The organism is Deinococcus psychrotolerans (assembly GCF_003860465.1).
Taxonomy (GTDB): domain Bacteria; phylum Deinococcota; class Deinococci; order Deinococcales; family Deinococcaceae; genus Deinococcus; species Deinococcus psychrotolerans.
In genome coordinates, this window is sequence record NZ_CP034183.1 from 1,989,901 (window position 1) to 2,002,372 (window position 12,472).

Below are 12,472 nucleotides of genomic sequence, written 5' to 3' on the forward strand. Positions count from 1 at the left end.
CCATCTGCTCTAGCACGTATTTCACTCGCTCCGCTCGGTCATAAAAGTCTTGAAACTTTTACGACAAATGCTTTAAGGAACTCCATGACCCAGCGCCCTGCCAGCACCGCTCCCCCTCGGCCCCTTTCCAGCAGCTTGCGCGAGCGCGTCAGCGAGTGGGCCAGCGATGATGGCAGCGCCGACACCGGGCAGGGCGTCACCATTGCGCCCGCCACCCACTTTTCCAAGGGGCCGCGTGTCTACCCGACCCGCTTCGGCGCGGCGTTTCTTCTCACGGCGCTGCTGACGCTGATCGGCTGCGTCAATTACCAACTGAGCCTCGGCTACCTCGTGACTTTTTTGATGCTGGGCCTGTGGGTGGTGGGCGCGGTGTCGGCCTCGCGCAGCCTCAGCGGACTGACCCTCAGTGCCGCGCCGCCTGGGAGCGCTTGGGCCGGACAAGACGCGGTTTTTGCTGTCCGGGTGCAAAATCCATCCAAGCAGACTCGCAGCAGCTTAAGATTGCGTGCCCACCGCCCGCGTTCGGCGGCCATCTGTTTGTTCGACGTGCCCTCAGAGGCCGAAACCCGCGCCGAAGTGCTGATTTTCGCGCCCAAGCGTGGCCCGCTGCTGCTGCCGCGCCTCCGGCTGGAAGGCCGCGACCCGCTGGGACTTTGGCGCGGCGTGACCTATCCGCTGCTGAGCGCCGAAGCGCTGGTGTATCCGGCCCCTGAGGACGACGCGCCGCCGCTACCCAGCAGCAAAGTCGGCGAAGGCAGCGGCGAGAAGCGCCTGAGCGGGCAAGAAGATTTCGCGGGCATCCGGCCTTATCTGCCGGGTGACGCGCCTAGGCAGGTGGCGTGGCGGCAATCGGCCCGCCTCGGTGAGCTGCAAACCAAGCTGTTCGACGCGCCCGCCAGCTTTACCCTGCGCCTGAGCTACGGCGAGTTGCGCGGCCTGAACACCGAGGAGCGCCTCTCGCGCCTGAGCGCCTGGGTGTTGCAGGCCCGCCAGCAAGACACCCGCTACCGCTTGGAGTTGCCGAGTCTGAAGCTGGAAGAAGGCAGCGGCGAAACGCAGGCCCGCCGCGCCCTCAGTGCCTTGGCGCTTTACCGTGCGGCTGAGAACGCCCCCGATCAGCCGCCCGCTGCTGCTCACCAGTCCAGGGGGAGGAAGCGCCGATGACCACCCTCAACTGGCCCAGCCGAAGCCGCAGTCTCAAGCGGCCCACTGACCCCGCCGCCCCGCTGCCCGCGCTGCTGACCACTCTGGCTGCGCTGCTGCTGTGCGCCGCGCCGTATGTGTCACGGCTACCGTGGTGGGCCAGTTTGCTGTTTGCGGCGCTGCTGGCTTACCGCGCCGCGCTGGGGTTGGGCCGCTTTCCCGCTCTGCCCGCCCTGACCCAAACCCTGCTCTCCCTGCTGGTGGTGGCGGCGGCCGGCTGGGGCTTTAATCAAACCTACGACACGCTGCTGGGGCGCGACGGCGGCACAGCCATTTTGGTGGTGCTGACCAGTCTCAAAGCGCTGGAAACCCGCAGCGGACGCGACGTACAGGCGCTGGGTTTGTTGGGCTTTTTCCTGACCGTCACCCACTTTTTTTACGTCCAAGACACCCTCACCGCCGTTCACGCGCTGCTGTCCATGCTGGCGCTTTCGGCGGGAGTGAGCTTGCTGGAGCGGCCCAAGAGCTTGACCGGCCTCCCCACATTCGGCCTCAGTAAGGCCGGGCTGCTGGCTGCCTTTGGGCCGCTGCGCTCGGCAGGAGTGCTGCTGCTGCAAGCCTTGCCGCTGGCCGCCGCATTGTTCGTGCTGTTTCCACGCCCCGACAGCCCGCTGTGGCAAATGCCGGTGAGCGGCAAGGGCCAAAGCGCTTCGGGCTTATCCGACAGCGTCAATCCGGGCAGCATCAGCAGCCTCGCGCTCAGCGACGAGGTGGCGTTTCGGGCGCAGTTTGAAGGCCAAGCGCCGCCGCCGAGCAATTTATATTGGCGCGGCCCGGTGATGGAGTTTTTTGACGGCGAAACGTGGAGGCTGGGCCGTGAGCGAAGAGCGCTCCCCGACGTGCAGGCGCTCGGGCCCGTCCAAAACTACACCCTGACTGCCGAACCCAGCCAGAATACCTGGGTGCTGGCCCTCGACGCCCCCGCTTCGCTGCCTTCCGGCACGGCCATCACCCAAAACCTGCAAGTCATCAAGCCCAGCCGAATCGGCAGCCGCACCCTCTTCAAACTGAGCGCCGCCACCGCCTACCGCTACGGCCTGAACGCCGATTCGTTTTGGCTGGAGCGCAATTTGCAGCTTCCGGATCGCAGCAATCCGCGCATCCGTGAGCTGGCCAAGACCTGGCTGAATTTGCCGCCCGTAGAGCGGGTCAAGGCGGGGCTAAACGTGTTTGCGGCGGGCAGTTTCGCTTATACCCTCAACCCACCGACCCTCCCCAGCGTCAACGGAATGGACGCCTTCGTGTTTGAAACGAAGCGCGGCTTTTGCGAGCACTTCGCCAGCTCGTTTGCCATCATGATGCGCTCGGCGGGTGTTCCGGCGCGGGTGGTGACCGGCTATCAGGGAGCCGAACCCAACAGCGGCTACCTGATCGTGCGCCAGGCCAACGCCCACGCCTGGACCGAAGTCTGGCTGGCCGGGCAAGGCTGGGTGCGGGTTGATCCCACCGCCACCGTTTCACCTGACCGAATTGAGCGGGGCGTTTCGAGTTTACGCGGCGCTCCGGGGCTGGCTAGCGGCAACCCCGGCTGGCTGGGCGGCCTGAGCCTGCGCCTCGACGCGCTGCAAAACCTCTGGAATACTTGGGTCATCGGCTACGACGGCGCTCAGCAGCGCCAACTGTTTGCCAAGCTGGGCCTCGGCGAGTTGGGCGACTGGAAACTGACCGTGTTCGGCATGCTGGCCATCGGGCTGGCTTTCGTCCCGATGCTGCTGCGCCGCCGCCCGCCGCAGGAGCCGCTGAGCGCCGCCTACGCCCTTCTAGCCCGCCGCCTGTCGCTGCCCCGAGCGCCACAGGAACCCGCCAGCACTTACGCGGCGCGGGCTGCCGAGCGCTACCCGCAACACGCCGAGCACATTGAAACCCTGATCGGCGAGTACCAGATGCTGCGCTACGGCCCCCAGCCGACCGACGAGCAGATTCGGGCCTTCGCGGCGCAGGTGCGGGAGCTCAAAGTGAAAGCTTAACCAACTCGCCAGAAATAAATGTTCTCCCCACTGAAAGCGTTCACTTTCTCAGCCCCGGCGTCTACCCTGAGCGTCATGCACAAACGTTCTCGCCTGAACTGGCGGCACTGGCTGGCGCTGCTTCCCTTCCTGCTCGTTTCAAGCGCGGCCCGTTCCCGCCCAGCGCCCTCCCACACGGCGGGGCCACAATGAAGCGCCCCCGCAGCGCTCTCTTTGTTCCCGGCGACAAGCCCCGCGCCATTGCCAAGTCGCGCACGCTCGGCGCGGACGTGATTATTCTGGACTTGGAAGACGCGGTGGCTCCCGAACACAAAGAACAGGCCCGTGAAAATATCTGCGCCGCGCTGCAGGAGGGCTTTCCCTGTCCGGTGTGGGTGCGCCTCAACATTTCCGGCAGCATTTGGGAGCAGGCCGACCAAGAAGCGGTGCTGTGCGAAAAACCCGACGGCTTGGTGCTGCCCAAGGTCGAGGAAGCGGGAGTGGCCCGCAGCATGACGCTGGGCGTGCCGCTGTGGCTCATGATCGAGACGGCACGCGGCGTGCTGGCCGCCCCCGACCTCGCCGCCGAGCAGAGCGTGGCGGGCCTGATCGTGGGAGCCAACGACCTCGCCCACGACCTACGAACCGGCCCAGACCCAGAGCGCACGCCGCTGCTTTTTGCCCTCAGCGCGGTGGTGCTGGCCGCCCGCGCCCACAATAAAGGCGTGCTGGACGCTGTTTACAACACCTTTACCGACACGGTTGGTTTTGAGCGCGAGTGCTTAAATGGCCGTGCCCTGGGCTTTGACGGCAAAACGCTGATCCACCCCTCGCAGGTGGAGACGGCTAACCGCAGCTTCGGAGTCAGCCCAGCCGACGTGGAGGCCGCCCACGAACTGCTGCAGGCCTGGGAAGCGGGCCGCCGAGAGGGCAGAAGTCTGGTGACGGTGCGGGGCCGGATGGTCGAAGAAATGCACGTCAAAGCGGCGCAAGACGTGCTGGCACAAGCCGGAACGTCCGCGCCGCTTTGAGGATTGGAGCGGTTTGAGCAGGATTTCAAAAAATTCAGACCACGTTTTCGGGAAAGTCCAGCTTGTTGGCGTCGCTCCACAGGCCTTCAAGGTCGTAGTATTCGCGGGCTTCTTTGGTCATGATATGCACCACGACGCTGGCTCCGAAGGCCAGCAGCAACCAGCGCTCCGAGGGGCCTTCGACGGTGGGGCGCGAAAATCCAGCTTCCACCGCTTTGGTGCGGACATTCTCGCGCACGGCGTTGAGCTGCAGGCCCGCCGTGGCGGTGCAGATCACGAAATATTCGAGGGTGGTGCTGACTTCGGTCAGGTCGAGCACCACCACATCCTCGGCGCGGCGCTCACGGGCGGCGTCCACGATGGCCCGCAGTTGCGGCAAGAGGGAATCAGTCGAGGCGTCGGTTGAGGTATGGGCGGCAGAGGTTGATTTGGTCATGAAAACTCCAGAAGAAAAGTTAGGGAGCGGGTGAACTGGCCGCAGGGGTAAAGTGGTTGAGGGCGGCGAAGAGTTGCGGCGCGTCGCCGCCGAGCAGCACGCCGATCTGGCCCGCCGCAACCGGAAAGCGTTCGCCCTGCAATCTGGGCAAGTTGAGTTGGTCGGCGATATTTTGAGCGGTTTCCACGTCAGACTGGGTAAAGACCTGGCTGCGCTCGCCTATTTTGGGTAAAGTGCTTAGCCGCACATTGGGGTAGCCTGCCGCGTGAAGGGCATCCACCATCGGCGGGCCGAGGCTCGCGCCGCTGGCGTCTTCGAGCAAGATGGTCACGGCGCTACTTGGCTCGGCCTTGAGTGAGTTGCCCCAGACTTTGGCCAGTTCCTCACGGTTGACCGCCAAGTTAAAGCTGCGGCGGATGGTGTCTGTGGGGAGGGTGGCAAAGCTGAGCTTGAACTGCGAGAGCACCGGCTGAACGGTGGTGAGGAGGGTGGGATCGAGGTTGGTTTCCACGCCGTTCATCACGCTGAGGATGGTGGGAACAGCGCTCAGGCCGCCCGGGGTAGTCAGCTTGCTGGCGAGTTGGCTCAGCGCCTGCTTTTGGTGGTCGATTCGGCCGTAATCGTCGCCAAAACCTTTGCGGACGCGCAAGTACCACACCGCTTCTTGGCCTTCCAAGTGGTGCGGCCCCGCCGCCAGCTTGAGGTTGACGCCTGCCGCTTTGTCGATCCACTCGATGCCGCCCGCCGGAACGTTGACGTCGAGGCCACCCAGCGCGTCAATCACCCGCGCCGCTTCCTCGGTTCGCACGATCAGGTAATTGTCCACCCGCTCGCCCGTGATGGTTTCCACCGCGCTGACCAGTGCCTGCGGCCCGCCGTCCCAGTATTTGCCATTGACTTTTTGCTCGGCGGCAGATTTCTTGGGATCGAAGTCGCCCACATTGGTATCGCGCGGAATCGAGAGCACACTGACCCGCTTGCCCTGCACCTTGACCAACATCAAGGTGTCGGTGTTGGCGGTTTGAATGACGCCCTTGCGCTGGTTTTGATCTTTGCAGGGCTGGTGGTAGTAGCAGTAAATGACGTCGCGGCCCGCCAGCAGCAAGGTGAAGTTCGGCAAGCTGCCACTCAGCACCACATTGCTGCCGCCGCCCTGGCCGTTACTGGCACTCAGCGCGTAGTAGCCGCCGCCGCACAGCGCCGCGAGCGTCAGCAGGGAGAGTTGCAGCGGCCGGAGCCAGCGCCGCCGCGTTTCTTGGCGTTGGGTTCCTTGCCGCTGGGCCGGTTGACTCTTCATGCGCTGGGAGGCAGTGCGCCGCGCTCTTGCAGGCCCTGATACGCCGAGAGCGTGCGCGGATGCACCGGAATACCGCGTGCCTGCAGATAATGCACCTTGGAGCTGATCGCCAGTGCCAAAGCGCCTTCCAAGTCCACCATCGCCAGTTCACGGATGTGCTGGTTAACGCCCCGCCCCGGCTCCGAAACGTCGGCGACATACACACAGGCCGAAACCGAGCAAGCGCTGCGGGGGCCAGTGGTGTGGTCTTCGACAGCCCGCAGCACCACCTCGTCACGGTAGCCCCAACGCTCCAACAGCGTGCGGGCCGCTCGCCCATGCAGCGCCAGCGGATGCGCGGCGTCAATCGGCACTTCCGGCGGCGCGAGGCGTAGGAGCTCGCTGTCAGGCAAGTCACGGGCGATGTCGTGTAAAATGCCGGCCAAATAAGCCCTGTCCGCATCTAGGCGGTTGGCCCGCGCAATTTGGTAAGCCAAGTCAGCCACCCGCACCACATGATCGTAGCGGCGGGCTTTGACCATCAAGCGTGCTCTGCTTTCCCACTCGGCCAAATCCGCCAACGGGCGCGGGGCGGGGGGTGTCCGAGTCACGGCCGAGTGAAGCATGATGGAAGGTGGAAAGGCCACGACTGCATCGCTCAAGTATAGCGCCGTTTGACTCAGGAGCCCTTCAGACGACCCTAAAAAAGCGGGCTTCACGGCAGACGAATAAAGAACATCAGCGGCGAGAATCGTCATTGTCTTCAAAATACTCGAAACGCAGCCCCCCGATGTCGACACTGTCACCTTCACGTGCTCCGACCCGCTTGAGCGCGTTGTAAAGGCCCTGACGCTTGAACACCCCCGACAGGTATTCGGCGGCGTCTTCGAGGTGGCGGGCAAAGCGCTCGATCTTTTCTTCGAATCCGCCGCCCTTGACCATCCAAATGCGCTCGACTTGGCCGTCTTTGTCGGCTTCCTCGCGCAGTTCGAGTTCCAGTGCGGGCACCACGATCAAGTCGCTCTCGACTTCCAGCGCGTGGGTCTGCGCCCACAGCTCGCGGGAAGGCAGCAGCTCGAAGAGGGCGAGGCGCAGCTCGCTCAGGCCCATTTTCTCGGCGGCGCTGACCTGCAAGACCGGCAAGCCAAACTTGGCCAGCTCGTCTTCGGCTATCATCGCCACGTCTTCTTCTACCGTATCGATTTTGTTCAGCGCAATCAGCGCCATGCTGTCGAGCAGGCTCGGATCGTAGCTGCGGAGTTCGGCTTGCAGTGCCTGCAACTCGCGGGCCGGATCGACCGCCACGTCCAGGACATACACCAACATGCGGGTGCGGCTGATGTGGCGCAGGAACTCCAGGCCCAGTCCCTTGCCCTCGCTGGCTCCCTCGATGATGCCGGGGATGTCGGCCAGCGTCAGGCGCTCCTCGTCGTTTTTGGCGCTGACGACGCCCAGAATTGGGGAGAGGGTGGTAAACGGATAAGCAGCGATCATTGGGTTGGCGTTCGATAAGGCCGCCAGCAAACTGGACTTGCCCGCGTTGGGATAGCCCACCAGGCCCACATCGGCAATCAGGCGCAGCTCCAAGCGGAGTTTGCGCTTCTGGCCGCGCACCCCGATCTCGGAAAAGCGCGGAGCTTGCCGGGTACTGGAAGCGAAGACGCTGTTGCCGCGCCCGCCCGCGCCGCCTCTGGCGACTGTTTTGAGCTGGCCGGGCGTGATCAAATCAGCCACCGCTTTGCCGGTTTCGGCGTCGAAAGCAGTGGTGCCGACCGGCACATCGATGATGATGTCTTCGGCGTCTGAGCCGTTGCGCAGGCGTCCCTCGCCGCCGTTGCCGGTACCGGCCTTGAATTTGCGGCGGCCCAGCAGGCGCTCCAAACTCTCGACGCCTTCTACCGCCCGCAAGATGATGCTGCCGCCTTTGCCGCCGTGTCCGCCGTCGGGGCCGCCTTTTTCCATGTATTTGGCGCGGTGAAAACTCATCGAACCGTCGCCGCCGTTGCCGCCGATGACTTCAATTTCTAATATGTCTCTGAAGGCCATAAATACTCCGTGAAGCTGTGGTGCGGTGAAGCGCTAGAAAATACCTAAGGCGGAGCGCCTGAGGCCAAAAAAAGCCGAGCGCGTGGCCCGGCGTTCTCAACCTCTTCAAGCCGCCTGAATGTAACTTGATCTCAGTCGGCGGCGAGTTGAACGGCGGGGGCCAGCACGCTGATAAAGCGGCCCTTGTTGCCCTTGTTGGCAAACACCACTTCGCCGCTCACGAGCGCAAAGAGGGTGTGGTCGCGGCCCATGCCGACGCCGACGCCCGCTTTGAACTTGGTGCCGCGCTGGCGAACCAAGATGTTGCCGGCCAGCACTTTTTCGCTGCCGAATTTCTTAACGCCGAGGTACTTGGGATTGCTGTCGCGTCCGTTCTTGGACGAGCCTACGCCTTTCTTGTGAGCCATGTTGGTGTCCTCTCTAAGTCAGTTAATGGGGTTCTGGTGCATGGGTGAGGAAGACCCTCACTTCATCCGATGTTCGCGCCGGTCATTTGTAGCTGTCGGGCCTCAGCCCTGAATGCCGGTGATCTTGATGGCCGTGAACTGCTGGCGGTGGCCGGTGCGGCGGCGGTACTGCACGCCACTCTTGTACTTGCGGATGTAGATTTTCTTGAGCTTGCCGTGATCGACGACTTCGGCCATAACGGTGAACTTGGCAGCGTCTTCGCCGAACAGGACTTGCTCGCCGCCGATCATCATAGCTTTGAGGTCGAGCTTGTCGCCCATTGCGCCGCTCAGTTTCTCGACGCGGATTACGTCGCCTTCCTCTACGCGGTACTGCTTACCGCCGGTCTGGATAATTGCAAACATCGTGTTGGCTCCCTTGTGACTCCGGCCTGTTCAGTCACGCTTTGCCGAGCGGCAAGAGGTGAAGAAGGCTTCGGAGAAAGCACCCGCCAAAAAAGCAGGGCATCAGCGCAGAATTGTATCACGCCCGGGGGCGGCACTCAAGTTGCTCAGAAGTACACATCGTCGTCATCATCGGTGTCATCTTCTTCAGTCTCAGCCGAGTCGGCGGCGTCTTGTCCCAACTCAGCAGCCAGCGGCACAGTCTCCAGCGGCGCAGCCTCGTCCAGCGCTGCCCTCAGGGCGTCGATGCGCTCTCTACAGATTTCGTAGGCAGCCTGCGCCTGCGTCAGCAGCGGCAGCACTTTATCGAGGTCGGTTTCGCCGGCTTCCAGCTCGGCGGCAATGCTGGTGAGCTGTTGATAAGCGGCCCGGTAGCTCTGGGTCTTGGCCGCGCCCACTGGAGCTTTTCGGGCGCTCATCCCCGGGCGGCGTCGATCAGGGCGCTGGCTCCCTGCTTGAGCATGTCCTGGGCCAGTTCTGCGCCCAAATCGGCGCATTCGGCGGGGTCACCCTGGGTGCTGCCCTGAATGACCTTGCTGCCGTCAAGCGCGGCCACCCAGCCTTGCAGGGTCAGCACACCGCTCTTGAGGGTCGCCATCGCGCCCACCGGAGCCATACAGCCCGCGCCGAGTCCGGCCAGAAATTCGCGCTCAGCGGTGGTGCGGTCGTCGGTCGCGAGGTCGTGGATGGCGTAGGCCACCTCAATGCCCAAATCGTCGTCGCTGCGGGTTTCGAGCGCCAGTGCGCCTTGCCCCGGCGCAGGCAACAAAATGGTGGGGTCGATCAGCTCGTCAATGCGGTTTCGCAGTTCGCTGCGGATCAGGCCCGCCGCCGCCAAGATGATGGCGTCATATTCGGGGCCAGCCAGCGCGGCGAGGCGGGTGTCCACGTTGCCGCGAAGCTCCACCACCTCAAGGTCGGGCCGAAACGCCTTCAGGAACGCTTTGCGGCGCACACTGCTCGTGCCGATCCGGGCACCCTGCGGCAACTCGGCCAGCTTTTTCATGCCCTCCTTGCCGACCAGAGCGTCGCGGGCGTCCACACGCTGCGGAATGCTGGCAATCTCCAGGCCTTCAGGCTGCTCAGTGGGCAAATCCTTGAGGCTGTGAACCGCGATGTCGATGCGGCTTTGCGCGAGGGCGTCTTCAATTTCTTTGACCCAGAACCCCTTGTCCCCTTGGGCGGCCATGCTTTCCAGGCTGGCCCGATTGCGGTCTCCCTTGGTGAGGATGGTTTGGATGCGAAATTCGGTTTCCGGCCATTCTTCTTTGAGGCGGGCCACAACCCAGCGGGTTTGTGCGAGGGCCAACGCCGAACCCCTCGTGCCAACAGTGATAGAGCGCATAACTCGCTCCATTATGCCAGCCTTTTGGGCGGGGTGCTTGAGGCCCGCTGACAATGTTGCGGTAAGGGCACTCTGAGATCAACACTCTGGGATCAGCCAAAAAAAGCGCCCTCACCAAGTGGAGGGCGCTGAACCGCACAAAAAAGCCGAACTGGACATGCCTCAGATCATGGCAGGCATGCCGTCCGGTAGTCCGGGCATTCCCGGCAAATCGTCGTTTTGGCTGGGATTGGGTTCCGGCATTCCCGGCGTGTCGGGGTTGACCGGCGGATCATAAACCGGTACACCCGCGTTTCCGGGCATTCTTTCCGGCAGCGGGGCGGGCATATTGGTCGGTTCGGTGGCGGGTGCAGAGGGAGGATCGGTCATAGGCAGTGGCCTCCTGATCAAGTGAGAGCGAAGTGGATAGGAGGTCAGTATGGCTCACCGACTTGTCAGCCAAACGAGAAGTCGGTGAAGTGTCCTTTAGGCCGCACCATCAGCCAACTCGCTTAAGCCGCTTGACAAGCCCGTGGAGCACTTGTAAGCTAACTGAGCCTGAAATGCCGAGGTGGCGGAATTGGTAGACGCACTAGTTTCAGGGACTAGCGCCGCGAGGCGTGGGGGTTCAAATCCCCTCTTCGGCACCACCCAGAGCAGCACAACACAGAGCGGTTTTCACCTTAGACGTGAGAGCCGCTTTTTGTTGCCGTATGCTGACAGGCATGAAGCACACGCCTAGCTCCGAATTGCCCGCCCGCCCCGCCCCGGAAGACCGCTTCACCGGCCCGGTCTGGATGCAGCCCCTCACCTCCGAAGTCATGCGCGTGACCTTTACGCCCGGCGCACGCACCGCTTGGCACACCCACCCACACGGCCAGACCCTGTTGATCGTCAGCGGCAGCGGGCGGGCGCAAAAGCGCGGTGGGCCGGTGGTGTCGTTTCAGGCCGGGGACATCGTGACCGTCGAGGCCGGTGAAGAGCACTGGCACGGCGCGGCTCCCGATTCGGTGATGTCGCACTTCGCCCTGCAAGCGGGCCAAACCGTCTGGCTGGACAAGGTGACGGACGAAGATTACGCAAGCTGACCCCAGACCGAACTGAAAACCACAAAAAAGCGCTGGGGCCCGTGCCTTCAGCGCTTTTTTGCGGTTGGTGCTCCTTACTTTTTAGGCTCGTCGGCGACCTGGCCCACCACACCGGGCGCGACCCACGACATGCTGTTGAGATCGGCAATGCTCATGGTTTTACCGGCAGCCACGCGCACCACACCGTTCCGGTCTTTGATCGGGCCGGTAAAGGGATCAAATTTGCCGCCCTTTTCCATCTCGGTGTCGAGCGCCATGATCCGGTCATACACGCTGACCGACTTGCCGCCGACCATCATCTTGGCGGCCTTGAGCTGCGGCACGAACTTGGCGTTGAAGGGCAGGCCGTTGTCCGCGCCCATCTCGACGGCTCCCTTGCTCAGCAGCCACCAGTAGTCCACGTTGGCGAGGTTTTTGTTGGTGTAGGTGCCGTTGTGAACTTTGGTCAGGAAATCGATGTAAATTTTGTCCCAGTGGACGACGTGACCGCTCACGACGTTATCGGGGCTAAATTTGAGCATCGGGTTGTAGTGGCTAAACGTCGGAATGTTCTTGGCTCCGGCGGTCTGCACCCCGGTGGCCGAGTCCTCGGCGCTGGTCATCACGTCCGCGCCCTCGGAGAGCAGCGCCTCGCTGGCCTCGCGGGTTTTGGCCGGGTCGAACCAGGAATTGATCCACTTGACGTTGACACTGGCTTTGGGATTGGCCGCTTTGACACCCAGTGCAAAGGCCGAGAGGTGGCGCTTGAGTTCGGGAATCGGGAAGGTGCCGACAAAGCCCACCTTGCCGCTCTTGGTCAGCGCCCCGGCAGCCAGGCCGTTGAGGTAGTAGACCTGATAAAAGTCGGCCATGTAGGTGGCCATGTTGGCATTGCGCTTGAAACCGGCATTGTGGGCAAAAATAATGTCGGGGTACTTCTTGGCGGCGGCCAGAGTGTCGTCCATGTAGCCGAAAGACGTGGTGAAGATCACCTTGCAGCCGTTCTTGGCCAGCCGGTCGATGACTGGGAGCGCCTGGCCTTCTTGCACGCTCTCCACATACTGGGTTTCGAGCCAGGGCAGCGCCTTCTCGGCGGCTTTGCGGCCCTGATCGTGGGCGTAGCTCCAGCCGATGTCGCCGGTGGGGCCGACATAAATGAAGCAGGCTTTGAGCTTGGCGTCTTGTGCGCCCGCCTGAGTGGCAGCAGAGGCAACGGTGAGGGCGAGGGCCAGCGTGAGCAGCTTTTGAATCTTGTTCATGGATTCTCCTTGAAAAAAGGTGAGCGGGGATCT

Annotated in this window: 14 protein-coding genes and 1 tRNA gene; 5 read left to right on the top strand and 10 right to left on the bottom strand. The window is 63.0% G+C overall.

Features of this window, described 5'->3' with window-relative positions; translation table 11 throughout:
- Positions 1 to 84 precede the first annotated feature (84 nt).
- From EHF33_RS09835 to EHF33_RS09845, 3 genes are all read left to right on the top strand, one after another.
- Entirely contained in the window at positions 85 to 1,164 is a 1,080-nt protein-coding gene (locus EHF33_RS09835; RefSeq protein WP_124870687.1) for a DUF58 domain-containing protein, read from the top strand.
- Complete coding sequence (locus EHF33_RS09840; protein WP_124870690.1) at positions 1,161 to 3,170, top strand: transglutaminase TgpA family protein; 2,010 nt, start codon at positions 1,161 to 1,163, stop codon at positions 3,168 to 3,170. Before EHF33_RS09835 ends, EHF33_RS09840 begins: the two co-directional genes overlap by 4 nt.
- Before the next feature lie 188 nt (positions 3,171 to 3,358).
- Entirely contained in the window at positions 3,359 to 4,180 is an 822-nt protein-coding gene (locus EHF33_RS09845; RefSeq protein ID WP_124870693.1) for an HpcH/HpaI aldolase/citrate lyase family protein, read from the top strand.
- Positions 4,181 to 4,214: 34 nt separating this feature from the next.
- Here EHF33_RS09845 and rsfS read toward each other — a convergent pair whose 3' ends face one another.
- The 9 genes from rsfS to EHF33_RS09890 all read right to left on the bottom strand — a co-directional run bounded on the left by rsfS (position 4,215) and on the right by EHF33_RS09890 (position 10,503).
- Positions 4,215 to 4,616, bottom strand: a complete 402-nt coding sequence (gene rsfS, locus EHF33_RS09850; RefSeq protein ID WP_124870696.1) for a ribosome silencing factor — start codon at positions 4,614 to 4,616, stop codon at positions 4,215 to 4,217.
- Between the two features lie 19 nt (positions 4,617 to 4,635).
- Complete coding sequence (locus EHF33_RS09855) at positions 4,636 to 5,913, bottom strand: LCP family glycopolymer transferase (RefSeq protein ID WP_124870699.1); 1,278 nt, start codon at positions 5,911 to 5,913, stop codon at positions 4,636 to 4,638.
- Positions 5,910 to 6,503 (bottom strand): bis(5'-nucleosyl)-tetraphosphatase (symmetrical) YqeK, encoded by a 594-nt coding sequence (gene yqeK / locus EHF33_RS09860; protein ID WP_420889939.1) that lies wholly within the window; start codon positions 6,501 to 6,503, stop codon positions 5,910 to 5,912. The genes EHF33_RS09855 and yqeK overlap by 4 nt, the downstream gene beginning before the upstream one ends.
- Before the next feature lie 127 nt (positions 6,504 to 6,630).
- Positions 6,631 to 7,938 carry a GTPase ObgE gene (obgE, locus tag EHF33_RS09865; protein ID WP_124870705.1) on the bottom strand — a complete coding sequence of 436 codons (1,308 nt, stop codon included), beginning with the start codon at positions 7,936 to 7,938 and terminating at the stop codon, positions 6,631 to 6,633.
- A gap of 131 nt (positions 7,939 to 8,069) precedes the next feature.
- Positions 8,070 to 8,345 carry a 50S ribosomal protein L27 gene (gene rpmA / locus EHF33_RS09870; protein WP_124870708.1) on the bottom strand — a complete coding sequence of 92 codons (276 nt, stop codon included), beginning with the start codon at positions 8,343 to 8,345 and terminating at the stop codon, positions 8,070 to 8,072.
- A 102-nt stretch (positions 8,346 to 8,447) separates the two neighbouring features.
- A complete protein-coding gene (gene rplU, locus EHF33_RS09875) occupies positions 8,448 to 8,750 on the bottom strand; it encodes a 50S ribosomal protein L21 (RefSeq protein WP_124870712.1) in 303 nt (100 codons plus the stop codon).
- Positions 8,751 to 8,896: 146 nt separating this feature from the next.
- Positions 8,897 to 9,208: an exodeoxyribonuclease VII small subunit gene (gene xseB / locus EHF33_RS09880; RefSeq protein ID WP_124870715.1), complete on the bottom strand. Its 312-nt coding sequence runs from the start codon at positions 9,206 to 9,208 to the stop codon at positions 8,897 to 8,899.
- Entirely contained in the window at positions 9,205 to 10,134 is a 930-nt protein-coding gene (hemC, locus tag EHF33_RS09885; protein ID WP_124870718.1) for a hydroxymethylbilane synthase, read from the bottom strand. The genes xseB and hemC overlap by 4 nt, the downstream gene beginning before the upstream one ends.
- 162 nt (positions 10,135 to 10,296) lie before the next feature.
- Entirely contained in the window at positions 10,297 to 10,503 is a 207-nt protein-coding gene (locus EHF33_RS09890; protein WP_124870721.1) for a hypothetical protein, read from the bottom strand.
- Between the two features lie 175 nt (positions 10,504 to 10,678).
- Here EHF33_RS09890 and EHF33_RS09895 point away from each other — a divergent pair.
- Together EHF33_RS09895 and EHF33_RS09900 are read left to right on the top strand one after the other, a co-directional pair.
- Positions 10,679 to 10,763, top strand: a tRNA-Leu gene (locus EHF33_RS09895).
- A 75-nt stretch (positions 10,764 to 10,838) separates the two neighbouring features.
- Positions 10,839 to 11,201: a (R)-mandelonitrile lyase gene (locus tag EHF33_RS09900; RefSeq protein ID WP_124870724.1), complete on the top strand. Its 363-nt coding sequence runs from the start codon at positions 10,839 to 10,841 to the stop codon at positions 11,199 to 11,201.
- Between the two features lie 74 nt (positions 11,202 to 11,275).
- On the opposite strand, the gene EHF33_RS09905 is transcribed toward EHF33_RS09900, so the two are convergent.
- On the bottom strand, positions 11,276 to 12,439 hold the full coding sequence (locus tag EHF33_RS09905) for a BMP family ABC transporter substrate-binding protein (RefSeq protein WP_124870727.1): 1,164 nt from the start codon (positions 12,437 to 12,439) through the stop codon (positions 11,276 to 11,278).
- Between the last annotated feature and the right edge of the window lie 33 nt (positions 12,440 to 12,472).

Coding starts and splice junctions, on each gene's coding strand:
- EHF33_RS09890 (WP_124870721.1), bottom strand. CDS start 10,503: ATGACCGATCCTCCCTCTGCACCCGCCACCGAACCGACCAATATGCCC.
- EHF33_RS09845 (WP_124870693.1), top strand. CDS start 3,359: ATGAAGCGCCCCCGCAGCGCTCTCTTTGTTCCCGGCGACAAGCCCCGC.
- EHF33_RS09840 (WP_124870690.1), top strand. CDS start 1,161: ATGACCACCCTCAACTGGCCCAGCCGAAGCCGCAGTCTCAAGCGGCCC.
- EHF33_RS09900 (WP_124870724.1), top strand. CDS start 10,839: ATGAAGCACACGCCTAGCTCCGAATTGCCCGCCCGCCCCGCCCCGGAA.
- rplU (WP_124870712.1), bottom strand. CDS start 8,750: ATGTTTGCAATTATCCAGACCGGCGGTAAGCAGTACCGCGTAGAGGAA.
- rsfS (WP_124870696.1), bottom strand. CDS start 4,616: ATGACCAAATCAACCTCTGCCGCCCATACCTCAACCGACGCCTCGACT.
- rpmA (WP_124870708.1), bottom strand. CDS start 8,345: ATGGCTCACAAGAAAGGCGTAGGCTCGTCCAAGAACGGACGCGACAGC.
- EHF33_RS09835 (WP_124870687.1), top strand. CDS start 85: ATGACCCAGCGCCCTGCCAGCACCGCTCCCCCTCGGCCCCTTTCCAGC.
- EHF33_RS09905 (WP_124870727.1), bottom strand. CDS start 12,439: ATGAACAAGATTCAAAAGCTGCTCACGCTGGCCCTCGCCCTCACCGTT.
- hemC (WP_124870718.1), bottom strand. CDS start 10,134: ATGCGCTCTATCACTGTTGGCACGAGGGGTTCGGCGTTGGCCCTCGCA.
- obgE (WP_124870705.1), bottom strand. CDS start 7,938: ATGGCCTTCAGAGACATATTAGAAATTGAAGTCATCGGCGGCAACGGC.
- EHF33_RS09855 (WP_124870699.1), bottom strand. CDS start 5,913: ATGAAGAGTCAACCGGCCCAGCGGCAAGGAACCCAACGCCAAGAAACG.
- xseB (WP_124870715.1), bottom strand. CDS start 9,208: ATGAGCGCCCGAAAAGCTCCAGTGGGCGCGGCCAAGACCCAGAGCTAC.